Source organism: Brucella sp. NBRC 12950, assembly GCF_030268145.1.
In the GTDB taxonomy this organism is placed as follows: domain Bacteria; phylum Pseudomonadota; class Alphaproteobacteria; order Rhizobiales; family Rhizobiaceae; genus Brucella.
The window spans coordinates 1-23,187 of the sequence record NZ_BSQC01000012.1 but is presented as its reverse complement, the minus strand read 5'-3'; the positions used below and the strand labels follow the sequence as shown (position 1 = coordinate 23,187).

Below are 23,187 nucleotides of genomic sequence, written 5' to 3'. Positions count from 1 at the left end.
GGATAACGAATTCCGCACCATCCTTAACGCCATGCCGCGTGCCCGCAGCAAGGCGAGGACACGCAACATAAAGAAGCGTCTGGCGTTACTTCATCGTTGGGATAACGAATTCCGCACCATCCTTAACGCCAGACGGCCAGCGCGAGGTGACTGTCTTGGTCTTGGTGTAGAAGCGGAATGCATCCGGGCCGTGCTGGTTGAGATCGCCGAAGCCCGAAGCCTTCCAGCCACCAAAGGTGTAGTAAGCAATCGGAACCGGAATTGGCACATTGATACCGACCATGCCGACCTGAACGCGGCTGGCAAAATCGCGGGCTGCATCACCGTCACGGGTGAAGATAGCGACGCCATTGCCATATTCATGCTCATTCGGCAGTGCGAGGGCTTCTTCGTAGTTCTTGGCGCGAACAACCGAGAGGACCGGACCGAAGATTTCTTCCTTATAGATGCGCATGTCTGACGTTACATTGTCGAACAGACAGCCACCCATATAGAAGCCGTTTTCATAGCCCTGCATCTTGAAGCCACGGCCATCGACGACGAGCTTTGCGCCTTCCTCGACACCGAGATCGACATAGCCACGAATGCGGTCGAGAGCGGCCTTGGTGACAACCGGGCCATAATCGGCCGAATTATCAGTCGACGGGCCAATCTTCAGGGATTCAACGCGTGGGATCAGCTTTTCCATCAGACGGTTTGCGGTATCTTCACCAACCGGAACAGCAACCGAGATCGCCATGCAGCGTTCGCCAGCCGAACCGTAACCGGCACCGATCAGGGCATCCACGGTCTGATCCATATCCGCATCCGGCATGATCAGCATGTGGTTCTTGGCACCACCGAAACACTGGACGCGCTTGCCGTTCGAGCAGCCGCGACCATAGATATACTGGGCAATTGGTGTCGAGCCGACAAAGCCGATTGCCTGTACATCCTTATCGTCGAGCAGCGCATCAACCGCATCCTTGTCGCCGTTGACGACGTTGAAAATGCCAGCCGGAAGACCTGCTTCCATGAACAGTTCGGCCAGACGCATCGGCACGCCCGGATCGCGTTCAGATGGCTTCAGCACGAAGGCATTGCCGCAGGCAATCGCCGGGCCAGCTTTCCAGAGCGGGATCATGGCAGGGAAGTTGAACGGCGTGATACCGGCAACAACACCAAGCGGCTGACGCATCGAATAGGTGTCGATGCCCGTACCTGCATTGTCGGTGAATTCGCCCTTCAGCATATGAGCGGAACCGAGGCAGACTTCCACCACTTCCAGACCGCGCTGAATGTCGCCCTTGGCGTCAGCAATCGTCTTGCCGTGCTCGCGGGCCAGCAGTTCTGCAAGGCTGTCATATTCAGCTTCGACGAGTTCAAGGAACTTGCGCAGAATGCGAACGCGGCGCTGCGGGTTTGTTGCAGCCCATGCTGGCTGAGCCGCCTTGGCGTTTTCGACAGCTGCACGTACTTCATCTTTCGTGGCGAGTGCCACAGTGCCCTGAACCGTGCCGTCAAGCGGCTGAAAAATATCAGCCGTACGACCGCTTTTGCCGGCTACATGCTTGCCGCCAATGAAATGTCCTACATTGCGCATGAAAACGCCTCCCGTTGCTTATGCTTGTGGTTATCCCTTCAGGCAGCAAAAGAGCTACCATCCTAACGCCTATCCTGACTCTGCAAATTCATGATTGCAAGTCACTGAAAAGCGTATCCGTTGTGCATTTTTTATAGTACAAAATCGCATGATGCCAAAAGATGTGAAGCCGCTTTCGGTATCGTGCGGAGACACAATGCCATGAACTGGGATGATATTCGGATATTTCTGGCCGTGGCGCGTTCGGGGCAAATTCTGGGAGCGGCCAAAAGATTAGGCATCAACCACACCACGGTGGCACGTCGCCTGACAGCGCTTGAAGCCGCACTCTCGACAACACTTCTGACACGCCGCACCAATGGCTCGACACTGACGCAGGCGGGTGAAGAGTTTCTTCTGGCGGCTGAACGTATGGAAGCGGAAATGCTTTCAGCCCGTGCGCAGGTTGGCAATGCCGATGTTGCTGTGTCCGGCACGGTGCGTATCGGCGCCCCTGATGGCTTTGGCGTGAATTTTCTGGCCCCCAGACTGGCACGGCTCACACAGCAATACCCAGACCTGACTATTCAGCTGGTGCCGGTGCCGCGCTCGTTTTCGTTGTCACGGCGCGAGGCGGATATCGCCATCACTGTGGAACGCCCCGAGCAAGGCAGGCTGATTGCCCGAAGGCTGGTGGATTATACGCTCGGTCTTTATGCCCATCGCAGCTATCTCGAAGAACATGGCACGCCGCAAACGACTGAAGAACTGAGTGGCCACAGACTGATTGGCTATGTTGAAGACCTCGTGGTCAACCCGTCGCTTGCCTATGCCGCGGAAATCAGCCGTGACTGGAAACCGGATTTCGAAGTATCGAGTGCGCTGGGTCAGGTGGAAGCCGTGCGGGCCGGTGCTGGCATCGGCATTCTTCATGCGTTCATCGCACGCGCCGATCCCGATCTCGTGCCGCTCTTTCCAGATCGCACAATCCGCCGTGCCTATTGGCTCACATATCATGAATCCGCACGCACACTTCGCCGCGTGACTGCTGTTTCAGCGCTGATTTCGGATCTGGTCGAGAACGAGAAATCGCTGTTTAGCTAAAGCATTTCCAGCAAAAATGTGAACCGGTTTTGCGTTCGGAAATGCGATAAAAACAAGCCGCTCTATCGCGCTTTCCAGTAGATCACCATCACGACAACAATCATGATTGCCGGAATAAACAGCGCATCAAGACCAATGAAATAATGCGCCAGACCACCGCAGACAGCGCCAACCATCAGCGAGAACCAGACCGCGAAATGCTGCAACCAGCGCCAGCGCGGAACCTCGCCACGCAATGATCCGGCAAGATCAGCGGCAGAATTGAACAATGTGCCTGTCACGTAAGTCACGCCAAGCCGCGCAGAACCTATGGGCTGCACGGCCGCATTCTGTGCGCCCATGGCAGCTGCAAGCAGCAGCACAGGATGGACCAGCGCAAGTCCTTCACGGCGCAAGATACTCACCAGCAGCAACACAATCACAACGCTCGCCATCACCGCGAGGCTTCCGTCCTTGCGATAGGCTCTTACCACCAGCGTGCCTAGAAACGCGCCGACAAAGAACAGAGCGATCAATGCAGCTGGCAGCCATATGACGACGTTGCCCATCACGTCGGGCTGACCAGCGATGGCAATGCCAAGCTGCGTGGTGTTCCCACTCATGAAGGATGCGAAAAAGCCTCCCAGTTCAAGAAAGGCAATTGCATCAACGAAACCTGCCGAGGCCGTAAGAGCCAGCCCCAGCGACAGCTGAGAATTCGGTGTCATGTGTCAGGACTTTGAAAAGGAACAGCCCGGTCTTTAGCGCATCCTTCCCGAAAAGTGTGAAACGGTTTTCGGGAAGGATGCGCGCTACAACAAATATTGAGACGCGCCGATCTGATTTAATCAGATCGAAACGCGCTCAAAAAAACCGGGCCACTACAAAAAATGAAATACGCGATCAAACGCGTTTGACGATCCGCAGAATAATCAGAAGTATCGCCGCGCCGATGAAGGCATTGATGATCGCAGCGATAATACCGCCGCCAACCGAGAAGCCCAGGCGAGGCAGCAACCAGCCCGCAAAGAAGGCACCGATCACGCCGACGATGATATTGCCGATGAGGCCGAAACCACCACCTTGCACCACCTTGCCAGCAAGCCAACCGGCAATCAGACCAACGAAAAGGAATACAAGAAGACTCATACCGTCCATAAGCAATTCTCCCTCTCAGAACGCGCCCGCGACGCGTCTGAAACGAGTTGACATTATGTTGCCCCGCTAGACAAGGGGGCTGACGAATTATGGCGCGAGATGCCGGAAAGCGCTCACGACCTCTTCGTAGACCTTGCGCTTGAAAGGCACGATCAATTCAGGAAGTTCCTGCATTGGCTTCCACGCCCATTCCTCAAACTCTGCCGTATGACCGCCGGGCGGCGGATTGATTGCAATCTCGCTCTCATCGCCTTCAAAGCGATAGGCGAACCATTTCTGGGTCTGTCCGCGATATTTGCCCTTGAGCGCTTGTCCAACAAGACGCGCTGGCAGATCGTAATTGATCCAGTTCGGCGCTTCTTCAAGCAGCGACACCGACTTCATGCCGGTTTCTTCGTAAAGCTCACGCAACGACGCAACTGCAGGATCTTCGCCCTTATCGATACCGCCCTGCGGCATCTGCCAGAGCTGTGTTGCGCCATCCATTTCGTCGCCCGGAATAACAATGCGTCGCCCGGCCCAGACAAGACCGGCCTTGTTGAGAACCATCAACCCCACGCAAGGGCGATAGGGCAAGCCTTCAGGATCGACGGGGCCTTTGTGCTTCGACATGATATCTCCGTGAATCGCAAATGTTTTCACAACTGATATGCGGCAGAACATACAGTTTCAATGTTATTGAACTGCGACAAAAGAAAACGCGGGAGCCTGAACTCCCGCGTTTGATGCTTCCACCGTCTTCAAAGGCAGATCAGTTCAGAACGCTCTTCTTCGGATCTGGTGGGAAGGCAGCATTGGCCTCTTCACCGCGCAGAAGCTTCAGCGCTTCATTGAGCTGAACGTCATCCTTGGTCTCAAGCGGCACATAAGCGGCCGAACCCGAACCGGCATCGTCTTCCTCGTTGCCCTTGATGTGGCCTTTGAGTTCAGACTCACCACGAACGACATCTTCACCACGCAGTTCTGGTGGCAGCGGCTGTTCAACCTTGATGTCTGGCGTGATGCCCTTGCCCTGGATCGACTTGCCCGATGGCGTGTAATAGAGCGCTGTCGTCAGACGCAGCGATCCGTTTTCGCCAAGCGGGATAATGGTCTGGACAGAGCCCTTGCCGAAGGACTGTGTGCCAAGCACGGTCGCACGGCGATGATCCTGCAGCGCACCTGCTACGATTTCCGACGCACTGGCCGAACCGCCATTGATGAGCACGATCACCGGCTTGCCATCAGCCAGATCACCCTTGCGCGCATCGAAGCGCGTCACATCCTGCGGATCACGACCACGGGTCGAAACGATTTCGCCCTTGTCGAGGAAGGTATCGGAAACAGCGACAGCCTGATCGAGCAGACCACCCGGGTTGAGGCGCAGGTCAAGCACATAGCCCTTGAGCTTATCGCCCGGGAGCTTTTCCTGAATGTCCTTGATCGCCTTCTTGAGGTCATCAGAAGTCTGTTCGGTGAAGGAAATCACACGCAAATAGCCGACATCATTCTCGACGCGAGAACGAACGGCCTTAACCTTGATCACAGCACGGTCGATCTTGAGCGTGATCGGCTTGTCTGCGCCCTGACGAATAAGTGTCAGCTCGATTGGCGAACCAACTTCACCGCGCATCTTTTCAACCGCATCGCTGAGGCTGAGGCCACGAACTTCCTGACCATCGATCTTACTGATCAGATCGCCTGCGAGGACACCAGCTTTGGAGGCTGGCGTATCATCGATTGGCGCAATGACCTTAACCAGATCGTTGTCCATGGTGACTTCAATACCAAGACCGCCGAACTCACCCTTGGTCTGCACGCGCATATCCTGCGCTGCTTCCGGGTTGAGGTAGGATGAATGCGGGTCAAGCGACGTCAACATGCCGTTGATGGCGCTTTCCGTCAGCTTCTTGTCATCTGGCGGCGTCACATATTGCTGGCGCACGCGCTCAAAAATATCACCGAAGAGAGCCAGGTCCTTATAGACATCGCTATCTTTCCCCGCTGCGGCAAAAGCAGTGGAGGCAGGCGCGCCCTGAACCATCACCATGGCTGACGCCCCCATCAGGGCCCCGGCGAACAGCAGCGACAGTTTACGTATCATTTTGTGTCCTTCCAGAAAGCCGCTCGGACCACCACGGGGCCGGATCAACGGGTTTTCCATCTTTTCGAAACTCAATGTAAAGCAATGGCGCGCCATTGCCCACCTCAATCGGTGCAACACTTGCGAGAAGTTTTTCACCCATTGCGCCGACAGGTTCACCCGCCAACACAAACTGACCTTGCGCCACATCGATTCGGCCCATGCCAGCCATCACGATATGATATCCGCCGCCAGCGTCCAGGATCAAGAGCTGCCCATAAGATCTGAATGTACCTGCGTATAGTACAACGCCATCGGAAGGTGACGTAATCGTGGCAGCGGGCAAGGTTTCAACCACCTGCCCCATCATGTTGCCACCGACACCGTCTTTTTCGTTAAAATGCCGGAGAGTCTTGCCTGCAGCAGGCAATCCAAGCTTTCCTTGCAGCGATGCAAAATCAATCTGCGCGTGCAGACGGTTCTCGTCAGGCGTTGCTTCTCCAGCCTTTTCCTGCGCTTTTGCAAGGCGATCAGCTTCCGCTTTACGTGCAGCCTCGGCAGCATCGCGCACACCAGCCATCTGCTCATCCAGCCCATCAATCAGCTCTTTGAGACTGCCTGCCCTGTCGGCAAGTTCTTCCGAACGCTTGCGCTGCGCTGCGATTTCCTGCTCGGACTGGGCCTGCAATTTCTTCTTTTCTTCAAGAAGAAGTGATTGACGCTTTTGCTCTTCGGCCTGTGCTGTGCGTGTTTCCTTGAGCTTGTCCTGCTCCTGAGCGATGGAGGCGACCACGCGCTGCATATCTTTCAGATCGCCGGTCAGCTCTTCCACCTGTTCGCGCATTTCCGGAACAACGGCGCCCAGCAGCACAGCACTGCGCACCGATGCCAACGCATCATCGGGCCGCACGAGAATAGCGGGCGGCGGGTTCAAACCCATGCGCTGCAATGCAGCCAGCACCTCTGCCAAAACGCTGCGGCGCGCGCGCAAAGAATTGCGAATGCCGTCTTCCTGCTCGCGCAAGGAAACCAGCTTGTCGGCACTATCGGCAATATCCTGCTGCAACTTCTTGTCTGTCTTTGCAGACTGGATAAGCGCTGCCGTAATCGTTGCCTGATCATTCTTAAGGTTGGCTACCTCGTCTTCGAGCTGTTTAAGCTTGTCGCTTGATACCGAGAGTTCGGTGCTGAGCTGCTCATATTCACTTGCCGCCTTGTCGCGCTGCTGCTGGATTCCTTCTTGCGCAAAAGCCAGCGTTGCGCCTGACATAAGTGCAGTCGCAACAAGGCCAGCCCGCATCAAGGCAGACAGCAAAGACTTTTTTGAAAGGCGAAAAGGACTCATGGCGCGCTATATCAGAAAGAAACAAGGCCAAAACTAGCCTGATACCGTTAACGAACCATCAACCATAAACAGATGGTAACGAATATGGGCATCATGATGTGATCTGTTCCATCAACTCGATGCGATTTCCGAAAGGATCGGAAACGTAGCATCGCATATAGCCAGCCAATGGTTCATCTTCAAAGATCGTTACACCTGCTTTGGCCAGCAATTTGGTCAGTTCTGTTATGTTATCGACAATGAAGGCCGGATGCGCTTTTCGCGCTGCAACAAACTCAGGGTCGATACCGAGATGGATTTTGACCAAGCCCACCTCAAACCAGCAGCCACCTCTTGCTGCTAGATTTTGCGGCTTTGGCACTTCCGGAATTCCAAGAAGGCCTTCATAGAACGCACGCGCCTTTGCCTCTTCACCCTTTGGCATCGCCAGCTGTATGTGATCTAGCCTTGAAATATGAATTCTGCAAAATCCTCAATAATTCAAAAATGAATTCGGAATAGGCATATGTTTAGTTTGTGCCGGAGTAGCGTCAATGACAATCAACACCCACAGATTAGCCTCCGACTGGCGCCAGGGGCGCGGTTATATTCATACCTATATCTGCGAGAAAATCGCTTCATCGACGGTTGGAAATCGTTACGGTATCCTCATGATACTCCACGAACTGGGGCTGGAAATTACCGGACAGACCATCGACAGCGTAAGCGTTAGCAACCCGCAAACGGGCAATCGCTTTACACTGAGAGGTAAAATCTACCATGAGAATTGGACCCGCACAGGTCTCGTAAATAACCAGCAGTAAATCTCGCTCAGGGCGCCAGATCAGGATAGCTCTGTACATATTCGTGCATTTCACGCCGATAACGCCAGACAGCGCGTGCGCGGTGTTTCCAGAGGTCGCGGCGTGGCTGTTTCCATGGCTTTTCCGGACCATGGAAATGCACGATGATATCCGGCACGGATTTGCTTTCTTCAGCATCGCCACCAAGTCGGGCAATGTGGCGCCGCTGCCTCGCGGCCTGTCTCCACGACGAATTATAAGCCGGGTTGAGCAAATGCACGCGATCCCGAAAGACATTGTTGAGATGGTCCTGATCGCCCAGCGGGCAGGCAGAAGCACGAACCAGATCATGCATGGCCCGGTGCAGTTCAGGCTCTGCGCGGATGGCATCGGTATCAAGCAGAAGAACACCGGAATTGAAGTAGCGCGATATATCGCTTTGCTGCATCAGTCCCTGCAACTCACGGACACGGGGCATACATTTTTCGCGCACATTGAGATTGCGGGCAGACCATTTCGCCACAACGCAATCGCGCACCGCGCCAACCGGACATCCATTGAGATTAAGCGCGAAAAGTGGGGCGACGTCGCCCACTACCTGCGTATCGCCATCAATATAGAGAACACGACCTGAAATTCTGGTCGGAATATGCAGACGCCCCATTGATGCGGCAGAGATATAGGCCGTTGGCCCTTTTGCCCCGTCCAAATCATCCTGAGTAAGAGCAAGGCAATTCAGCGAGACTGCAGGGTTTTTGGAAGCGACCCGTTGCACAGCCTCCCAATCCTCGTCCCTTAATCCGTCACCCCAGAAATGGATGATACCCGGGACAGACAAGTGGCGCAGAACACCCCACATCGCCACCAGAGTTGGCTTGAGAAAACCACGATCAGTCACGAATGCGATCTGTGGCAGCGTTTTATTCGTCGATGAAAGCGACATGCAATTCTTCAAATGATGCACAAGGCAGTTACAAAACCCGACCCGGCGCATCAACTATTGGAAGAACATGAAATAATTAGGATCGGTGATAAGGATGTCCTGCAAGAATTGTTGCGGCCCGATATAATTGCTCAGCAATCAATATGCGGGCTATCTGGTGCGGCCATGTCAGCTCTCCCAGAGCCAGAACCAGATCGGCGCGCGAACGCAAAGCAGGATCGTGCCCATCCGGGCCGCCAATGGCGACAATCAGCTGGCGCTTGCCATCATCACGCATACGGCCGATGCGTTCAGCAAAAACTTCCGAACCGAGCGCCTTGCCGCGCTCGTCGAGCAGGATAAGAGCAGCACCATTATCCAGTGCTTCATTGATGCGCTGTGCTTCTTCGGCCTTGCGCAGTTCAGCCGTCTGTCCACGACTTTCGGGGATTTCGCTCACACCGGCGAATTCAAGCCCAAGCGGCGGCCCCGCCTTGGAAAAACGGTCGAAATAGCGCTCGACCAACTCCCGCTCGGGGCCGGCTTTCATCCGGCCCACGGCCATAACACTCACACGCATCACGTCCTCTTTACGACTTAGAGCACATTTCGATCAGATCGGCGCTCTAACTCTTTCTTTTAACGCGCATCTCTATCCGAAAACCGTTTCACACGTTTCGGATGCGCTCAAATCAGTGCACCGTTCCCGATGCGCGCTGATCTTCGAAATCGTCGTTGATCCAGATTTTTTCCAGATTGTAGAAATCACGGATTTCCGGACGGAAAATATGGACGACGATATCGCCTGTATCGATGAGAACCCAATCACCGCCCTCGAGTCCTTCGACCCGCATATCCTTGCAGCCCATTTCACGAAGGGCCTGCAAAAGATGGTCAGCGACAGCCGTCACATGACGATGCGAACGACCAGACGCGACGATCATATAATCGCCGATCGAAGATCTTCCGCGGATGTCGATGGGGATAATGGATTCTGCTTTGGAGTTTTCGAGACTGGCCAAAGCCGCGTCGAAGGCCTGGGACACGAAAGCTGTTTCGTTCATCCCGACCGGTGAAGGCGCGTGGTGAGCCTTCTTCTCAATTGCTGTTCTCAGTGTAGTTCCTTTCCGACAAGAACAACGCAGTACGGCATTCATAAGCACCGTACATACCTAAGATAGGCAGAGTCCCTGTATTCTTTCAAGAGTGTTGAATGGCTTACACCATTCACTTTTTCAATTTCTGTTTGCGGAGTGCGGTCGATGAGAGCGAGGATCGCGGTCCGTGAATGAAGGTCCAGGCCGGTGGTGTACGCCGCGCAAGGAGCGGGGCGTAATGTTCATCTAACCGGCTATCGGAAAATGTTTGCGCCATGCGTGACGATAAATAAGCCAAGGTCGAACCTGGCCTATCGATGACTGCAATCGGGAAATTCTGCGCAATCTCCCGCCAGCGCTGCCAGCGATGGAAGGAAGCGAGATTGTCCGCCCCCATAACCCAGACGAAATGCACACTGGGATTGGCCTTGCGGATCAGCGCCAGAGTGTCGGCTGTGTAGCGCACGTCAAACGCGGCTTCCAGCGCCGTCACCTTGATGCGCGGATCGCTTGCCACATGCTCGCTGAGCTCCAGACGTTCAGCAAGCGGGGCAAGTTCGCGCTTATCCTTCAGCGGATTGCCGGGCGTCACCATCCACCAGAGCTGATCAAGCTTCAGCCGCCGAATGGCGATTTCAGCGACCAGCGCATGACCACCATGCGGTGGGTTGAACGAGCCGCCAAACAGGCCTACCGTCATGCCCTTTTCGACATGCGGCATACGCAAATATTGCGCATCAACGTCCGGATAACTCGCCTTTAATGCGGAAAGCCTGAAGCCGAACTTCATCAGCCTCTAACCTGTCCGTTCCCACGAACACGATATTTGAAAGAGGTCAGTTGTTCGACGCCAACCGGACCACGCGCATGCATCTTTCCGGTCGCGATACCAATTTCAGCCCCCATGCCGAACTCGCCACCATCTGCAAACTGCGTCGAGGCATTGTGCAGAAGAATGGCAGAGTCGATCTCGTTGAAGAAGCGCGCAACAACATCCGCATCCTCAGCTACAACAGCTTCTGTGTGGTGGGAGGAGTAACGGTTGATATGCTCAATCGCACCCGAGACGCCATCAACCAGCGCCACCGAAATGATCGCATCCAGATATTCGGTCGACCAGTCTTCTTCCGTAGCAAGCGTGGCGGTTGCATAAAGTGCTATGACTTCATCGCTGCCGCGAATTTCGCAGCCCTTTGCAGCCAGATATTCAAGAACCGGCACCAGATGCGTTTGAGCTACCGCGCGATCCACAAGCAAGGTTTCGGTCGCACCGCAAATACCGGTGCGGCGCATCTTTGCGTTCACAGCAATCGCACGCGCCATATCGAGATCAGCGGACTTGTCGATATAGAGATGACAAATGCCTTCAAGATGCGCGAAAACCGGCACCCGCGCTTCCGATTGCACGCGCGCAACGAGGCTTTTGCCGCCCCGTGGCACGATCACGTCAATCGCGCCATTCAGACCTTTTAGCATTTCGCCAACTGCCGCACGGTCAGTAACCGGAACGATCTGGATAGCATCGGCAGGCAATTGAGCTGCCTCCAGTCCCGCAACCAGTGCCTTGTGAATAGCAGCCGACGAATGCGCGGAATCTGAACCGCCACGCAGGATGACCGCATTGCCAGCTTTAAGACATAGTGCGCCAGCATCTGCCGTCACATTGGGACGGCTTTCATAGATCACACCGATGACGCCCAATGGTGTACGAACGCGCTCGATATGGAGACCATTCGGACGATCCCACTCGGCAATCACTTCACCGACTGGATCATTTAATTCAGCAATAGCGCGAATGCCGTCGGCAATTGCCTGAATACGACTGTCATCGAGTGTCAGCCGATCAACAAACGAAGCTGCCATCCCGCTTTCCGCAGCATTGGCAAGATCGAGCTTGTTGGCTTCAAGAATGGCATCTTTGCTTGCGAGAATGCTATCTGCAGCAGCAAGCAGGGCTTTGTTTTTCTGTTGAGGCGAAGCGATGGAAAGCGGAGCCGCTGCCTGTCTGGCTTTACGACCAACTTCTGCCATGATGGCTGCGATGTCAGTTCCGGCGTCCACTTTGTTCAACATCCTCTTCCCCTTATGCTTCTTCCGTCTCGCTAGTGGTCACACCCCGTACCACCAGATCATTGCGATGGATCATTGCAGCGCGCGCATCATAGCCAAGAATGGCGCTGATCTCATCGCTTTTGTGCCCGGCAATTTTGCGCGCATCTTCCGCATCATAAGCAATCAGACCGCGCGCGATTTCACGGCCGTCCTCGTTGAGAACCGCAACCGTGTCGCCACGCTCAAACTGGCCTTCAATCTTTTTCACACCCGCAGGCAAAAGCGACTTGCCCGATTTCAGCGCCTTGGCTGCACCAGCATCGACACGCAAACGACCAGCAGGTTCGAGATTGCCGGAAATCCACGTCTTCCATGCATTTACCGGCGCACGCGCTGGCTCAAACAATGTCGCGCGTTCGCCCCGATCAATAGCCGAAAGCGGCCCCATACGTATACCAGAGGTGATAATCATCGCAGTGCCTGCCGCATTGGCTATCTTGCCGGCGTCAAGTTTGGTCTTCATGCCACCGCGTGAAAGCTCTGATGCCGCAGCACCCGCCATCGCCTCAATCTGAGGTGTGATTGTTGTAACGAGCGGCAGAAACTGTGCGTTCGGGTCTTTATGCGGCGGTGCCGTGTAAAGGCCGTCAATATCCGAAAGCAGAATAAGAAGGTCTGCACCCATCATGGTTGCAACACGGGCTGCGAGACGATCATTATCGCCATAACGGATTTCAGTCGTCGCAACCGTATCATTCTCGTTGATGATCGGCACTGCTCCGAGCTTCAGAAGCGTTTCAATCGTTGCGCGTGCATTGAGATAACGGCGACGCTCTTCCGTATCCGAAAGGGTCACGAGAATCTGACCCGACTTGATGTCGTGGCCGCCGAGCACATCGGCATAGGCTTTTGCGAGCGCGATCTGTCCGGCGGCGGCTGCTGCCTGACTTTCTTCAAGCTTGAGCGATTTCTTGGGCAGACCAAGAACCGTGCGTCCAAGAGCGATAGCGCCGGATGAAACAACCAGAACTTCGACGCCCGCATGATGGAGCGCCGCAATGTCCTGACCCAGGCTCTCAAGCCAATTTTGCTTGAGACCAGTTGAGCGATCCACCAAAAGGGCTGATCCGATTTTGATAACGATGCGGCGATAGTCTTTGAGTTGTTTCAACATGCCTTCATTCCCTCGCCGCATTCTCAAGCGCATGCCGAAAAGCGTGAAGCGGTTTTCGGACAAGATGCACGACCAAATAAAACCCTATGCTTATTCGTCTTCAGCAGTACCGGCTTCAACGGCCCGGCTCTGATCAATAACCGCAGCCAGCTGGCGTAGCGCATCGTTCAAGCCTTCATGGCTGACCGCTGAAAGCAGCAGCGGATCGCGTCCGCAAGCCTTCTTCAGCGCCTTCACCTTTTCCTTGCGTGCATCCGGATCAAGCGTATCGATCTGCGACAGCGCCACGATTTCCGTCTTGTCCGCAAGGCCATGTTCATAGGCTTCCAGTTCACCGCGAATGACGGTGTAAGCCTTCGCAACATCTTCTTCCTGCGCCGACACCAGATGCAGAAGCACGCGGGTACGCTCGACGTGGCCCAGGAAGCGATCGCCAAGGCCAATGCCTTCACTAGCGCCTTCAATCAGGCCCGGAATGTCAGCGATGACAAATTCACGCGCATCTACGCGCGCGACACCGAGGTTGGGGTGCAGTGTCGTGAAAGGATAATCCGCAATCTTGGGCTTTGCAGCCGTCACACTTGCCAGAAAGGTCGATTTGCCCGCATTCGGAAGGCCGACCAGACCAGCATCAGCAATCAGCTTGAGCCGCAGCCAAAGTGTACGCTCAATACCGTCCTGACCCGGATTGGCGCGACGTGGCGCGCGATTGGTAGAGGTCGTAAAATGCAGATTGCCAAAGCCGCCATTACCACCCTTGGCCAGACGATAACGCTGACCAATTTCGGTGATGTCACAGATCAGCGTTTCATCATCTTCTTCAAAAATCTGCGTGCCAACCGGCACTTTGAGGATGACATCATCGCCCTTGCCGCCGGTCATGTTGCGGCCCATGCCATGCATACCGGTCTTGGCCCGGAAGTGTTGCTGATAGCGATAATCAATCAGCGTGTTGAGGCCATTGACGGCTTCCACCCAGACGTCGCCACCGCGCCCGCCATCACCGCCATCAGGGCCACCGAATTCAAGAAACTTCTCGCGGCGGAACGACACGGCCCCCGCCCCGCCATTACCGGAGCGGATATAGATCTTGGCCTGATCGAGAAATTTCATTGAACCTTACCTCTTACGACGCAATAGAACTTGACTTGGGTGCGTCTTAAACTTTGGGATTGCGCGCAATCTCGCGCAATCCGATTTGCAATTACAGCAAAACCCGTGTCCTGCAAACAGCAGAAACATAAGGTTTTCAGCCTAAATTCAGTTTCCACGCAGGATCACTGAAATCAATATAGAGCAGTTCCTGATCCAGATACTGACCCTGCACATAAAGCGACTTCGGCTCAACACCATAGGATTTGAAACCAAGCTCATAATAGATGCGCTTCGCAGGCTCATTGGTTGCCACGACTTTCGCATCCAGTATCACGACGTGCTCAGCCGCGTGTTCGATAATCTGCCCAACAAGCGCCCTGCCAAGTCGCAAGCCACGCGCTTCCGGCGCGACATAGACACTGACCAGAGTGCCACGATGACGCTCGGACCTGCGTTCATGGCGGAACAAGCCGGCGATACCCATCAGGTTTTCACCATCAAAGGCGCCGAAAATGACATTGCCGTTCACCTGCTCCAGACGGCGCGCAAACACGCTGTCGGAATAGGCATTTTCTTCTTCAAAGGTCGACCCGAAAGCTTGCGGTGCAAGCTGCAATGCAGACAAGCGGATCGCGCGAAACCGGTGCAGGTCTCCCTTATCCAGTGCGCGAACAACAACCCTTTCACGGGCGACAGCGTAAATATCGTTCATTATATTCCCCGATGATTATCGGTCCTGCGATTTTCACGCAGGACCTTTTTTGATTATGACTGCCAGCTTCTCAAGCCGATCCAGGTCCGCCGGTCGAGGACATAGCGCTCAACTGGAACATTTCCGGCGGCTAGTGAATCCGCCATGCCCATGCTGCTGAACTGAAAGCCGCACTTATGAATCACGCGACGCGAACCGCCATTGCTAGCGTGACACGAAACATGCAACCGTTCGATTGGCGTGGCACGGAAGGCCAGATCGATCAATGCGTGGGCAGCGTCCGTGGCAAAACCATGCCCCCAATAGGGCTCACCCAGCCAATAGCCGATCTCCAGGCCTTCGCCGTGGCTATGCGGGTGGATGCCACAACAACCCATAAAGATACCGGTTTCAGCTTGGGTGATTGCGTAAATGCAATTGCCCATCTCGCCTTTTCGCACGCGCTCGACAAAATCCACGGCATTTTCGCGGGTGTATGGATGAGGCATACGGGCGAGCATAGTCGAGACGCGGGCGTTATTGGCAAGATAGGAAATTGCATCCACGTCTTCGGTATGTGGCGGGCGGAGAACCAGCCTGTCCGTTACGAGGACGGGGCAATCTAACTGATCTGCTAATCCAGGCGAGAGATCAGCATAACTGGCCTCCCGCTCGCTACAGCTCTCGTAATATTCTTCTTCTAAAACTTCGACGACCATTTGTCTGTCCTCCAGATGCAAAAAGGGAAGATGGTTGTCCCATCTCCCCTTCGATCTTTAGGCTGGTCGCCATATATACCGGGTCCAATGGGACGCCGGTATTTATGAGTGCCCGGCTTACTCTGCTGCTTCCGCGATCGGGTTTACCGATACGTAGGTGCGGCCGTTGGCTTTCGTGCGGAAAGCAACGGAACCGTTGGTGGTAGCAAAAATGGTGTGGTCTTTACCGAGGCCAACATTGGCGCCCGGATGCCACTTCGTGCCGCGTTGGCGCACGATGATGTTGCCAGAAACGACAGCTTCGCCGCCGAACTTCTTCACGCCAAGGCGCTTCGACTCTGAATCGCGACCGTTACGCGACGAACCACCAGCTTTTTTGTGTGCCATTGGATTTCTCCTTCAATCTCTTCTACTTACTCAGCCGACTCGGCCTTGGCTGCAGCCTTCTTAGGCGCTGCCTTCTTTGGCTTTGCGACTTCGCCTTCAGCGGCGTCTGCCTTAGGAGCCTTCTTCTCAGCGGCCTTCTTCGATGGCTTTGCGCCGTCGGTAAGGATCTCCGAGATACGGATCGTCGTCTGTTCCTGACGATGACCGCGGGTGCGCTTCGAATTCTGACGGCGACGCTTCTTGAACGCGATAACCTTGCGTGCACGGCCCTGTTCAACGACTTCAGCCGTTACGAGAGCGCCAGCTACGGTCGGAGCACCGATCGTCGTGCCAACCAGCAGAACTTCTGCGAATTCTACGATGTCGCCAGCTTCGCCAGCAACTTTTTCGATCTTGATCAGGTCATTTGCGGCAACGCGGTACTGCTTGCCACCGGTCTTAATGACTGCGAACATTTGTTGTCCTTTCGGTTGTTCGGTCCAGCTCTCATTTCCACGACATTTGCGCCGAAGTGATGGGCCGTCTTTTTATCAGTCGGTTGGTGAGTGGGCTTTATGCCCTTGATTACAACTCCGGAAACCCGAAATTTCGCAATCAAAACAATAGGCGCGGATTACTCCACGCCTGAAGTCTGGTGCTTATAGGTGTGAAGCAGCAGAAAAGTCAAGAATTTTCACAACAGAATGCAAATTAGCTCTTGTCTAATCGTCTCTGGCTCGTTATTGAGCCGCTACACACTTAGCATTCGCTTTAGATGCTTATCAACGGCGCGATTTTATGGATCGCTTTACCCGTGGTGCACAATGCGGAGAGGTGGCTGAGTGGTCGAAAGTACCGCACTCGAAATGCGGCGTGGGGGTAACTCCACCGTGGGTTCGAATCCCACCCTCTCCGCCATTTTATCTATTGAAACGACATCGCACCGAACATCGCTGATTGACGTCAGTTCTCCCCTGCGCGGCCCACAATCATCAACTGCTGGACCACGCCTGAGATACCGTAATGCTTGCGGATTGAAGAGCCGCTAAAAGTTCTTCTGAGCAAACCGATCAAATGCCTTCAGGAACTCACCGAGGAACTTGGCCGTATCAGGCACCAGCTTGCCGCTTTCATCCAGCAGCTTGTCAACATGTGCGAGATAAGCCTCTGGCTGCTGCAAAGTCGGCATATCCAGAAATACCAACGACTGACGAAGATGATGATTGGCACCGAAGGCCGAAATATTGCCCGGCGAGCCGCTGATGATCGCAGCAGGCTTTCCACTCCAGACACTCTGGCCATATGGACGTGAACCGACATCGAGCGCGTTCTTCAAGCCCCCCGGCACAGACCGGTTATATTCCGGCGTTACGAACAACACGGCATTGGCCTTGCTCACCTCAGCACGGAAACGTTTCCAGGCAGCGAGTGGGGCGTCGGTATCCAGATCCGGATTATAGAGCGGCAGGTCGCCGATCTCGACAATCGTCAATGCCATGTCGTCTGGTGTTACTGCATTCAAACCGAGCGCAACCTTGTGATTGAAAGAATCTTTTCTCAAGCTCCCAACCAGAACAGCTACATTCACTTTCGTCATAGCAATTTCCTCTTTGAAATCGAACAAGCCTCACTTGCAAAGGAAGTAAGAGACAAAGCCAAGAGGTCAACTCGCCTGACACAGAATGATCTTGCTGAGTGCTTCCGGCCACCGCTTCTCAGCAATGGCCAGTCCGTGCTAGAAGGCCGTCATGAGTGTGTTGTCAGATGTTTCTCCCGTTTATAATCCGCCGTTAGAGCCATATGTTTCGGTCATCCATCGCGACGAGGATATACTGGTTCTGGATAAGCCAAGCGGACTGTTATCCGTGCCCGGACGTCATCCGGCACTTTCTGACAGCCTGGCCACACGCGTCCAAAAGCAGTTTCCAAAAGCTTTGATGATCAATCGTCTGGACAAGGACACGTCCGGTCTCGTGCTCATGTCGCTCAATCGCAAAGCCCACGCCGCTATTGCTGCGCAGTTTGAAGCGCGCACGACAGAGAAGCGCTACATTGCCGAGGTTTGGGGTCGAATGGAACAAGACGAGGGACTGATCGATCTGCCATTGGCAATTGATCCGGACAATAAACCGCGTCATCGTGTCGATTTTGATAACGGCAAGCCAGCCCAAACACACTGGCAGGTGCTGGAGCGTCATGAAAACAGCACGAGGATGCAGTTGTTTCCGCTGACTGGTCGTACTCATCAATTGCGCGTTCACATGAAAGCGCTGGGGCATGTTATTCTTGGCGATGAGTTTTATGCCGAAGGTGAGGCACTTGGCGCAGCAGACCGCTTGCTTCTTCATGCAGAAGAAGTCGCTTTCCATCACCCGGATGGTAGGCATGTGCAATTCGCAGCCCCTTGCCCTTTCTAACAATGGCTATGTTTCGGAAATACCCATGTCGCAGAAAATAGACACATCGGAACTGGTTGTTGATTTTGTCGGCGGTGCCGTCGGGCATCGCTTTCGTTCCGGTGAGGGACGCGGACAGGCTCTGGCAAAGGCGGCGGGTCTCGCAAGTGGCATCACGCCAGACATTGTGGATGCAACAGCCGGTCTTGGCCGCGACGCTTTTCTGCTCGCCGCACTGGGTGCGAAGGTAACGCTGATAGAGCGATCAGAGAAAATGCACAGGCTGCTGGCTGAAGGGCTGGCGCGCGCTGCAGCTGAAGGCGGTCAATATGCGGAAACAGTGGCGCGCATGACGCTATTACATGGCGATTCCTGCCTGCTGATACCGGAATTGAAGCCAATGGTCGTTCTTGTTGACCCCATGCATCCACCGCGAGGCAATACGGCTCTGGTCAAAAAGGAAATGCGTCAGATCCGCGAGATCGTCGGCACCGATGCAGACTCTGAGAAGCTGATGCTTGTGGCTCTTGAACACGCGCTAAACCGTGTCGTGCTGAAATGGCCGCTGCGCGCTGAGCCCATGGCAGGGCTACGCAAGCCCTCCCATCAGATTCTCGGTAAAAGCACCCGCTACGATGTCTTCGTGAAAGCAAAGATCGTGGCTGATTAGATCAGTGCCCTCAACTTTTTGAGATGCACGCGTTAAAGCATTTCCAATTTTCATTAAATGTTGGAACTGCTCTATCTATTTTGCGCGCATCGTGTTCTGCAAAACCGCTTCGCACTTTTCGGGATGAGCACTACACTCTAATTCGAGCACTTCACATCATAAGACAGGACCGATGGCGTATCACCTACCGTTGTGACAGACAGGCTGTGGCCGGCATTATTATAGGAGAAGCCGCAATAGCCGAAGCCAGTTCCTGAGCAGCCATCAACCTCGCTGATACCCATCTCTCGCAAACCCTTCGATATGATGTCCAGCTCGTCCTTACTTTCTTCTGGCTGCCAGCCATGTTCAATGAGCATGATACGCGCCAGACTAATCGGCAGTCGATAAATATTAGGTACCGTCACCTGGCCAGAACAGAATTTCTCTTCGCCCGGTAATGCGGTGACAATGATACCTTTGCCACCAACCAGCTTCACATCAGCAACCGGCTGCTGTACCCAGTCGCCATCCCAAATGCGTATGCCGTCACCGTTCTGTTCGACACGACCCAAACTGAGGCTTGCATTTTTGGCGGCATACACAAGTGCAACAAGTTTGCCGTCTTCATAAAAGGCAAGATTACCTTCTTTCAACAAGCACGATCCGCTCGTTCCTTGTTCCATATCAGCCACGAAACTGACAGCCTGCAACGCGCCAAGCTTCGCTTGCCCGGTCACGGCCCAGCCCCGCTCTTCCACCGCACGCGCCTCGGCACTTGTCGTTTTGGTGTCCTGGTTATCACAAGAAGCGGCGTCTCCGCTTTTCTTTGGCGCCTTTGGCAGCTCTATAAGCCGCACAATATCAACGCCGCTGACTTGTGAAACAGGGATGATCTTATCCAGAGATGTTGGATGAGCAGTATCCGATTGAGCATTCGCTGAGCCAGCCAACACCAAGGTCATGCCAGCAATGAGAAAACGTGAAATCATGCCACACCATTCCGAAAATCTGTGTTCTTGCGAGCAAAACGGTGCATCGGATGAAACGTTGCCCCGCCTGATTCTGGTACAAGATAGCAGCCAAATGACAGTTTCAAAGCCAGAACATTGTTTTTGCTATATCTTCATCGAAATTAGACTGGATCGTCCAAGATAGCGATTTGTATTGTTTGAGACTTGGAAGCATTATCAAGCGAACTAGATAGTCGCGTAACCATGACGTAATACAGTCCAACATGATTGAGGCCGGATGAAAAAGACCATTGATCTGACAACCGCGCCCATCAATCAAGCACTGTTGCTGTTCGCTCTGCCAACGCTCGGCTCGTCAATCCTGCAATCGGCCAACGGCTCCATCGATACAATCTGGATCGGTCAGTTGCTGGGGACAGACGCTCTCGCAGCGACAACAAACGGCAATCTGGTGATGTTTCTGCTAACCGCCTTTGTCTTCGGCTTCGGCATGGCCTCGACGATTCTGATCGGCCAGTCCTTTGGCCGGCGGGATATCGAAACGGCACGCGCCATCACAGGTACGACACTCGGAGCCTTCATTCCTGTCAGCATTATCGTGGCTGTGGTTGGTTGGTTCCTCGCACCCTATGTCCTGGGTCTGCTCGGCACTCCGGAAACGATTGAACCGCTGGCGCGCGCTTTCCTGCAAGTAACCTTCGTTGCAATGCCTGCCATTCTCATGCAGACTATCCTTATGATGGCGCTACGCGGCAGCGGTGATTCCATGACCCCTCTGATATTCATGGGCCTCGCCGTCATCCTTGATATAGCGCTTAACCCGCTGCTCATTCTCGGGATCGGCCCAATTCCCGCGCTTGGCATATCAGGCTCGGCACTCGCCACAGCCGTGGCCAATTATATCAGTCTCGCGGCCATGCTCATCTATGTCTATCGCAAGGATTTGCCGTTGCGTCTCAAGGGACAGGAGCTTTGGCTTCTGGTGCCGGACCTCAAGGTCTTGAAGCTGATTTTCAGCAAAGGGCTTCCGATGGGTATTCAGATGATCGTGGTCTCGAGTGCCATGCTGACGATGATGCGGTTGGTCAATCAGGAAGGCGTCAATACGACCGCAGCCTTCGGCGCAACACAACAATTATGGACCTATGTTCAGATGCCGGCTATGGCGCTTGGCGCAGCGGTGAGTGCGATGGCTGCGCAGAATATCGGCGCTGGCAAATGGGATCGCGTCAACAGCATCACACGGATCGGCGTCTTCTACGCTATTCTGATGACTGGTATTCTGGTTGTTGTGCTGCTCATTGCCGACAAGCAGGCCATGCAGATATTCCTGGGCTCTGACAGCCCTGCCATCCCGATCGGTCAGCACATCGGCAAGATCGCAACCTGGGGCTTTATCGCCTTTGGCGTTTCCATGGTTCTGTTTGGCACCGTACGGGCGAATGGACAAGTTATCTGGCCGCTTATCATTCTGTTTGTTTCGATGTACCCGGTGCGGCTTGGTGTTGCCGTCGGCATGAGAGACTGGCTCGGACCGGATGCCCTATGGCTCAGCTTCCCTGTTGCCATGCTTTCGACGATGCTTATGGCTGGCGCGCTTTATCTTCATGGCGGATGGCGTAAGAACCAGTCAATGCATGTCGATAAGTTTGAGCAGGAGGGCACGGCTGCGGCCACAGCCCAGACAGCAGAAGCCGCCCCTTCCTCGAACGCGCTGACACCGAACCCACCGCATGTTCCTGAGAATAGTTAGAGCTGTCGCACCGTTGGTTGCGTCGATGGTATGCAAGCAGATTTCAATTCATCGTTTTAGAATCAATAAGCCCGGCGACATTTTGCCACCGGGCTTTGAGTGTTTAGAGCGCGTTTCGATCCGATCGCGCTCTAATTTTCTGTTTTAACGCGCATCGTTGTCCGAAAGCCGTTTCACACCTTTCGGGATGCGCTTTAGATCAAGCCTTCTTCTTTGAGAGCCTTCTGCACGGCCGGACGCGCCATGACGCGTTCGCGCAGAGCAAGAGCCTTCGGATAGGCAGTCAGATCGACCTTCAACATAAGGCCCCAACCAATGATGACGGATACATAGGCATCGGGTTGGGTAAAATCGGCCCCAAGCCAGAAGTCGTGGTCGCTCGAAAGCATCGCTTCAAGCTGACCCATGCGACGATTGATGGAGGCAACCACTGTGGTCTTTGCTTGCTCCGTCAAATTGGGCGCGAACAGACCGCCGAACGCTGTATGCAGATCACCACAGAAGCCGAGTGCTTCCTGCAAACGGGCGCGTTCAATCGTGCCATAGGCAGGCTTGAAGGCTGCAACATCTGAATGATCACCGATATACTGCAGGATTGCCGCGTTCTGCGTAATCACGACACCGGGTTCAACCTCGATCGCAGGTACTGCACCACGCGGGTTGATTTTCAGGTAGTCGGCACCACTCGCTGTTTTCTTTTCCTTGAGATCGACCACTTCCAGATCATAGGAAAAGCCTGCTTCGCTGAGCACGATGTGAGGTGCCAATGAACATGCGCCGGGTTTGTAATAGAGCTTCATCACAGTCTCCGTTGAGATGGTTTCGCTTGGGCTTCTATCAGTTTGCTACGGGGCGACAAAATTCTTTGCTATCACGATATTGGGATATGGATTTGCTGGCGCCGTGGTTTTGTTGGATGACTTTGCCTTTCCCGGCTTTCATCATCTATCAGAAACGGCAAAAGCCCGGCTTCTTATGCACCGGGCTTTTTGATTTTATTGATGTTTTTTGGGCTTTGGTTGCGTGTGATGCTTTTTGCCGTTCGTCGGGTAATCGATACTCAATCGATTACTTATCCTCGTCATCCTTCAGGTTATGGTCCACAGGACGACGAGCAACGATCGCCAGCGAAGATGAAGTCTTCGTTCCAGCGATAAGATTTGGTTTATTTTTTGGGGATATTGGTTGCGGGGGCAGGATTTGAACCTGCGGCCTTCAGGTTATGAGCCTGACGAGCTACCGGGCTGCTCCACCCCGCGCCAGGGTGTTTATTATGAACCGGTTGGGTATTTTTTCGCGGTTGCCGCG

Annotated in this window: 26 protein-coding genes and 2 tRNA genes; 6 read left to right on the top strand and 22 right to left on the bottom strand. The window is 54.2% G+C overall.

Annotated elements, in window-relative coordinates; translation table 11 throughout:
* Nucleotides 1-85: 85 nt before the first annotated feature.
* On the bottom strand, nucleotides 86-1,582 hold the full coding sequence (locus tag QSJ70_RS19170; protein ID WP_064321115.1) for a CoA-acylating methylmalonate-semialdehyde dehydrogenase: 1,497 nt from the start codon (nucleotides 1,580-1,582) through the stop codon (nucleotides 86-88).
* 201 nt (nucleotides 1,583-1,783) lie between these two features.
* On the opposite strand from QSJ70_RS19170, the gene QSJ70_RS19165 reads away from it, so the two are divergent.
* Entirely contained in the window at nucleotides 1,784-2,665 is an 882-nt protein-coding gene (locus tag QSJ70_RS19165; protein ID WP_231195328.1) for a LysR family transcriptional regulator, read from the top strand.
* A 62-nt stretch (nucleotides 2,666-2,727) separates the two neighbouring features.
* Here QSJ70_RS19165 and QSJ70_RS19160 read toward each other — a convergent pair whose 3' ends face one another.
* The 6 genes from QSJ70_RS19160 to QSJ70_RS19135 all read right to left on the bottom strand — a co-directional run bounded on the left by QSJ70_RS19160 (nucleotide 2,728) and on the right by QSJ70_RS19135 (nucleotide 7,669).
* Entirely contained in the window at nucleotides 2,728-3,372 is a 645-nt protein-coding gene (locus QSJ70_RS19160; protein ID WP_064321116.1) for a YoaK family protein, read from the bottom strand.
* A gap of 175 nt (nucleotides 3,373-3,547) precedes the next feature.
* The gene (locus QSJ70_RS19155) at nucleotides 3,548-3,802 is read right to left on the bottom strand and encodes a GlsB/YeaQ/YmgE family stress response membrane protein (protein ID WP_007876912.1); all 255 of its coding nucleotides are present in this window, start codon (nucleotides 3,800-3,802) and stop codon (nucleotides 3,548-3,550) included.
* Between the two features lie 87 nt (nucleotides 3,803-3,889).
* On the bottom strand, nucleotides 3,890-4,414 hold the full coding sequence (locus tag QSJ70_RS19150; protein ID WP_285538796.1) for an RNA pyrophosphohydrolase: 525 nt from the start codon (nucleotides 4,412-4,414) through the stop codon (nucleotides 3,890-3,892).
* Nucleotides 4,415-4,553: 139 nt separating this feature from the next.
* Nucleotides 4,554-5,885 (bottom strand): S41 family peptidase, encoded by a 1,332-nt coding sequence (locus QSJ70_RS19145; RefSeq protein WP_007876924.1) that lies wholly within the window; start codon nucleotides 5,883-5,885, stop codon nucleotides 4,554-4,556.
* The gene (locus QSJ70_RS19140) at nucleotides 5,875-7,134 is read right to left on the bottom strand and encodes a murein hydrolase activator EnvC family protein (protein WP_502871699.1); all 1,260 of its coding nucleotides are present in this window, start codon (nucleotides 7,132-7,134) and stop codon (nucleotides 5,875-5,877) included. Before QSJ70_RS19140 ends, QSJ70_RS19145 begins: the two co-directional genes overlap by 11 nt.
* A 166-nt stretch (nucleotides 7,135-7,300) precedes the next feature.
* A complete protein-coding gene (locus QSJ70_RS19135; RefSeq protein WP_064321119.1) occupies nucleotides 7,301-7,669 on the bottom strand; it encodes a VOC family protein in 369 nt (122 codons plus the stop codon).
* Between the two features lie 73 nt (nucleotides 7,670-7,742).
* On the opposite strand from QSJ70_RS19135, the gene QSJ70_RS19130 reads away from it, so the two are divergent.
* The gene (locus tag QSJ70_RS19130) at nucleotides 7,743-8,012 is read left to right on the top strand and encodes a hypothetical protein (protein ID WP_285538791.1); all 270 of its coding nucleotides are present in this window, start codon (nucleotides 7,743-7,745) and stop codon (nucleotides 8,010-8,012) included.
* Nucleotides 8,013-8,019: 7 nt separating this feature from the next.
* Here QSJ70_RS19130 and QSJ70_RS19125 read toward each other — a convergent pair whose 3' ends face one another.
* The 11 genes from QSJ70_RS19125 to rplU all read right to left on the bottom strand — a co-directional run bounded on the left by QSJ70_RS19125 (nucleotide 8,020) and on the right by rplU (nucleotide 16,583).
* Nucleotides 8,020-8,934 carry a glycosyltransferase family 8 protein gene (locus QSJ70_RS19125; protein WP_113487024.1) on the bottom strand — a complete coding sequence of 305 codons (915 nt, stop codon included), beginning with the start codon at nucleotides 8,932-8,934 and terminating at the stop codon, nucleotides 8,020-8,022.
* A gap of 76 nt (nucleotides 8,935-9,010) precedes the next feature.
* Complete coding sequence (gene rlmH / locus QSJ70_RS19120; protein WP_007876931.1) at nucleotides 9,011-9,493, bottom strand: 23S rRNA (pseudouridine(1915)-N(3))-methyltransferase RlmH; 483 nt, start codon at nucleotides 9,491-9,493, stop codon at nucleotides 9,011-9,013.
* 112 nt (nucleotides 9,494-9,605) lie between these two features.
* A complete protein-coding gene (gene rsfS / locus QSJ70_RS19115; RefSeq protein WP_007876933.1) occupies nucleotides 9,606-9,977 on the bottom strand; it encodes a ribosome silencing factor in 372 nt (123 codons plus the stop codon).
* Nucleotides 9,978-10,140: 163 nt separating this feature from the next.
* Complete coding sequence (locus tag QSJ70_RS19110) at nucleotides 10,141-10,800, bottom strand: nicotinate-nucleotide adenylyltransferase (protein ID WP_285538784.1); 660 nt, start codon at nucleotides 10,798-10,800, stop codon at nucleotides 10,141-10,143.
* Entirely contained in the window at nucleotides 10,800-12,083 is a 1,284-nt protein-coding gene (locus tag QSJ70_RS19105; protein ID WP_285538782.1) for a glutamate-5-semialdehyde dehydrogenase, read from the bottom strand. Before QSJ70_RS19105 ends, QSJ70_RS19110 begins: the two co-directional genes overlap by 1 nt.
* Before the next feature lie 10 nt (nucleotides 12,084-12,093).
* Complete coding sequence (gene proB, locus QSJ70_RS19100) at nucleotides 12,094-13,236, bottom strand: glutamate 5-kinase (RefSeq protein ID WP_113158659.1); 1,143 nt, start codon at nucleotides 13,234-13,236, stop codon at nucleotides 12,094-12,096.
* 90 nt (nucleotides 13,237-13,326) lie between these two features.
* Nucleotides 13,327-14,349 (bottom strand): GTPase ObgE, encoded by a 1,023-nt coding sequence (gene obgE, locus QSJ70_RS19095; protein ID WP_007876941.1) that lies wholly within the window; start codon nucleotides 14,347-14,349, stop codon nucleotides 13,327-13,329.
* A gap of 136 nt (nucleotides 14,350-14,485) precedes the next feature.
* The gene (locus QSJ70_RS19090) at nucleotides 14,486-15,043 is read right to left on the bottom strand and encodes a GNAT family N-acetyltransferase (protein WP_007876943.1); all 558 of its coding nucleotides are present in this window, start codon (nucleotides 15,041-15,043) and stop codon (nucleotides 14,486-14,488) included.
* 53 nt (nucleotides 15,044-15,096) lie between these two features.
* Entirely contained in the window at nucleotides 15,097-15,741 is a 645-nt protein-coding gene (locus QSJ70_RS19085; RefSeq protein WP_079212339.1) for a GNAT family N-acetyltransferase, read from the bottom strand.
* Nucleotides 15,742-15,858: 117 nt separating this feature from the next.
* The gene (gene rpmA / locus QSJ70_RS19080; RefSeq protein WP_007876947.1) at nucleotides 15,859-16,128 is read right to left on the bottom strand and encodes a 50S ribosomal protein L27; all 270 of its coding nucleotides are present in this window, start codon (nucleotides 16,126-16,128) and stop codon (nucleotides 15,859-15,861) included.
* Nucleotides 16,129-16,154: 26 nt separating this feature from the next.
* Nucleotides 16,155-16,583, bottom strand: coding sequence for a 50S ribosomal protein L21 (rplU, locus tag QSJ70_RS19075; protein WP_007876949.1), 429 nt, complete (start codon nucleotides 16,581-16,583; stop codon nucleotides 16,155-16,157).
* Nucleotides 16,584-16,935: 352 nt separating this feature from the next.
* Between rplU and QSJ70_RS19070 the strand changes: the two genes are divergently transcribed.
* Nucleotides 16,936-17,025, top strand: a tRNA-Ser gene (locus tag QSJ70_RS19070).
* Between the two features lie 127 nt (nucleotides 17,026-17,152).
* Here the strand turns inward: QSJ70_RS19070 and QSJ70_RS19065 are convergent.
* On the bottom strand, nucleotides 17,153-17,704 hold the full coding sequence (locus tag QSJ70_RS19065) for an NADPH-dependent FMN reductase (RefSeq protein ID WP_285538770.1): 552 nt from the start codon (nucleotides 17,702-17,704) through the stop codon (nucleotides 17,153-17,155).
* Between the two features lie 151 nt (nucleotides 17,705-17,855).
* Here QSJ70_RS19065 and QSJ70_RS19060 point away from each other — a divergent pair, with 151 nt between their 5' ends.
* Together QSJ70_RS19060 and QSJ70_RS19055 are read left to right on the top strand one after the other, a co-directional pair.
* On the top strand, nucleotides 17,856-18,524 hold the full coding sequence (locus QSJ70_RS19060) for an RluA family pseudouridine synthase (protein ID WP_285538769.1): 669 nt from the start codon (nucleotides 17,856-17,858) through the stop codon (nucleotides 18,522-18,524).
* Nucleotides 18,525-18,549: 25 nt separating this feature from the next.
* A complete protein-coding gene (locus QSJ70_RS19055; RefSeq protein WP_079212341.1) occupies nucleotides 18,550-19,173 on the top strand; it encodes a class I SAM-dependent methyltransferase in 624 nt (207 codons plus the stop codon).
* Nucleotides 19,174-19,310: 137 nt separating this feature from the next.
* Here the strand turns inward: QSJ70_RS19055 and QSJ70_RS19050 are convergent, their stop codons facing one another.
* Nucleotides 19,311-20,144, bottom strand: a complete 834-nt coding sequence (locus QSJ70_RS19050) for a hypothetical protein (RefSeq protein ID WP_285538764.1) — start codon at nucleotides 20,142-20,144, stop codon at nucleotides 19,311-19,313.
* Between the two features lie 259 nt (nucleotides 20,145-20,403).
* Between QSJ70_RS19050 and QSJ70_RS19045 the strand changes: the two genes are divergently transcribed.
* Nucleotides 20,404-21,879, top strand: a complete 1,476-nt coding sequence (locus tag QSJ70_RS19045) for an MATE family efflux transporter (protein WP_285538762.1) — start codon at nucleotides 20,404-20,406, stop codon at nucleotides 21,877-21,879.
* A gap of 194 nt (nucleotides 21,880-22,073) precedes the next feature.
* Here the strand turns inward: QSJ70_RS19045 and gst are convergent, their stop codons facing one another.
* Together gst and QSJ70_RS19035 are read right to left on the bottom strand one after the other, a co-directional pair.
* Nucleotides 22,074-22,679: a glutathione transferase gene (gene gst / locus QSJ70_RS19040; RefSeq protein WP_285538759.1), complete on the bottom strand. Its 606-nt coding sequence runs from the start codon at nucleotides 22,677-22,679 to the stop codon at nucleotides 22,074-22,076.
* Nucleotides 22,680-23,061: 382 nt separating this feature from the next.
* Nucleotides 23,062-23,138, bottom strand: a tRNA-Met gene (locus QSJ70_RS19035).
* Nucleotides 23,139-23,187: the final 49 nt, after the last annotated feature.

Bases quoted from the DNA above. Each gene is read 5' to 3' on its own strand.
- QSJ70_RS19140 (WP_502871699.1), bottom strand. From the start codon at position 7,134: ATGTCAGGCGCAACGCTGGCTTTTGCGCAAGAAGGAATCCAGCAGCAG.
- QSJ70_RS19090 (WP_007876943.1), bottom strand. From the start codon at position 15,043: ATGAACGATATTTACGCTGTCGCCCGTGAAAGGGTTGTTGTTCGCGCA.
- rplU (WP_007876949.1), bottom strand. From the start codon at position 16,583: ATGTTCGCAGTCATTAAGACCGGTGGCAAGCAGTACCGCGTTGCCGCA.
- QSJ70_RS19060 (WP_285538769.1), top strand. From the start codon at position 17,856: ATGAGTGTGTTGTCAGATGTTTCTCCCGTTTATAATCCGCCGTTAGAG.
- QSJ70_RS19145 (WP_007876924.1), bottom strand. From the start codon at position 5,885: ATGATACGTAAACTGTCGCTGCTGTTCGCCGGGGCCCTGATGGGGGCG.
- QSJ70_RS19110 (WP_285538784.1), bottom strand. From the start codon at position 10,800: ATGAAGTTCGGCTTCAGGCTTTCCGCATTAAAGGCGAGTTATCCGGAC.
- QSJ70_RS19045 (WP_285538762.1), top strand. From the start codon at position 20,404: ATGAAAAAGACCATTGATCTGACAACCGCGCCCATCAATCAAGCACTG.
- QSJ70_RS19155 (WP_007876912.1), bottom strand. From the start codon at position 3,802: ATGGACGGTATGAGTCTTCTTGTATTCCTTTTCGTTGGTCTGATTGCC.
- obgE (WP_007876941.1), bottom strand. From the start codon at position 14,349: ATGAAATTTCTCGATCAGGCCAAGATCTATATCCGCTCCGGTAATGGC.
- QSJ70_RS19170 (WP_064321115.1), bottom strand. From the start codon at position 1,582: ATGCGCAATGTAGGACATTTCATTGGCGGCAAGCATGTAGCCGGCAAA.
- proB (WP_113158659.1), bottom strand. From the start codon at position 13,236: ATGTTGAAACAACTCAAAGACTATCGCCGCATCGTTATCAAAATCGGA.
- rlmH (WP_007876931.1), bottom strand. From the start codon at position 9,493: ATGCGTGTGAGTGTTATGGCCGTGGGCCGGATGAAAGCCGGCCCCGAG.
- QSJ70_RS19150 (WP_285538796.1), bottom strand. From the start codon at position 4,414: ATGTCGAAGCACAAAGGCCCCGTCGATCCTGAAGGCTTGCCCTATCGC.
- QSJ70_RS19055 (WP_079212341.1), top strand. From the start codon at position 18,550: ATGTCGCAGAAAATAGACACATCGGAACTGGTTGTTGATTTTGTCGGC.
- QSJ70_RS19105 (WP_285538782.1), bottom strand. From the start codon at position 12,083: ATGTTGAACAAAGTGGACGCCGGAACTGACATCGCAGCCATCATGGCA.
- QSJ70_RS19085 (WP_079212339.1), bottom strand. From the start codon at position 15,741: ATGGTCGTCGAAGTTTTAGAAGAAGAATATTACGAGAGCTGTAGCGAG.
- QSJ70_RS19165 (WP_231195328.1), top strand. From the start codon at position 1,784: ATGAACTGGGATGATATTCGGATATTTCTGGCCGTGGCGCGTTCGGGG.
- QSJ70_RS19050 (WP_285538764.1), bottom strand. From the start codon at position 20,144: ATGATTTCACGTTTTCTCATTGCTGGCATGACCTTGGTGTTGGCTGGC.
- QSJ70_RS19130 (WP_285538791.1), top strand. From the start codon at position 7,743: ATGACAATCAACACCCACAGATTAGCCTCCGACTGGCGCCAGGGGCGC.
- rsfS (WP_007876933.1), bottom strand. From the start codon at position 9,977: ATGAACGAAACAGCTTTCGTGTCCCAGGCCTTCGACGCGGCTTTGGCC.
- gst (WP_285538759.1), bottom strand. From the start codon at position 22,679: ATGAAGCTCTATTACAAACCCGGCGCATGTTCATTGGCACCTCACATC.
- QSJ70_RS19160 (WP_064321116.1), bottom strand. From the start codon at position 3,372: ATGACACCGAATTCTCAGCTGTCGCTGGGGCTGGCTCTTACGGCCTCG.
- QSJ70_RS19065 (WP_285538770.1), bottom strand. From the start codon at position 17,704: ATGACGAAAGTGAATGTAGCTGTTCTGGTTGGGAGCTTGAGAAAAGAT.
- rpmA (WP_007876947.1), bottom strand. From the start codon at position 16,128: ATGGCACACAAAAAAGCTGGTGGTTCGTCGCGTAACGGTCGCGATTCA.
- QSJ70_RS19125 (WP_113487024.1), bottom strand. From the start codon at position 8,934: ATGTCGCTTTCATCGACGAATAAAACGCTGCCACAGATCGCATTCGTG.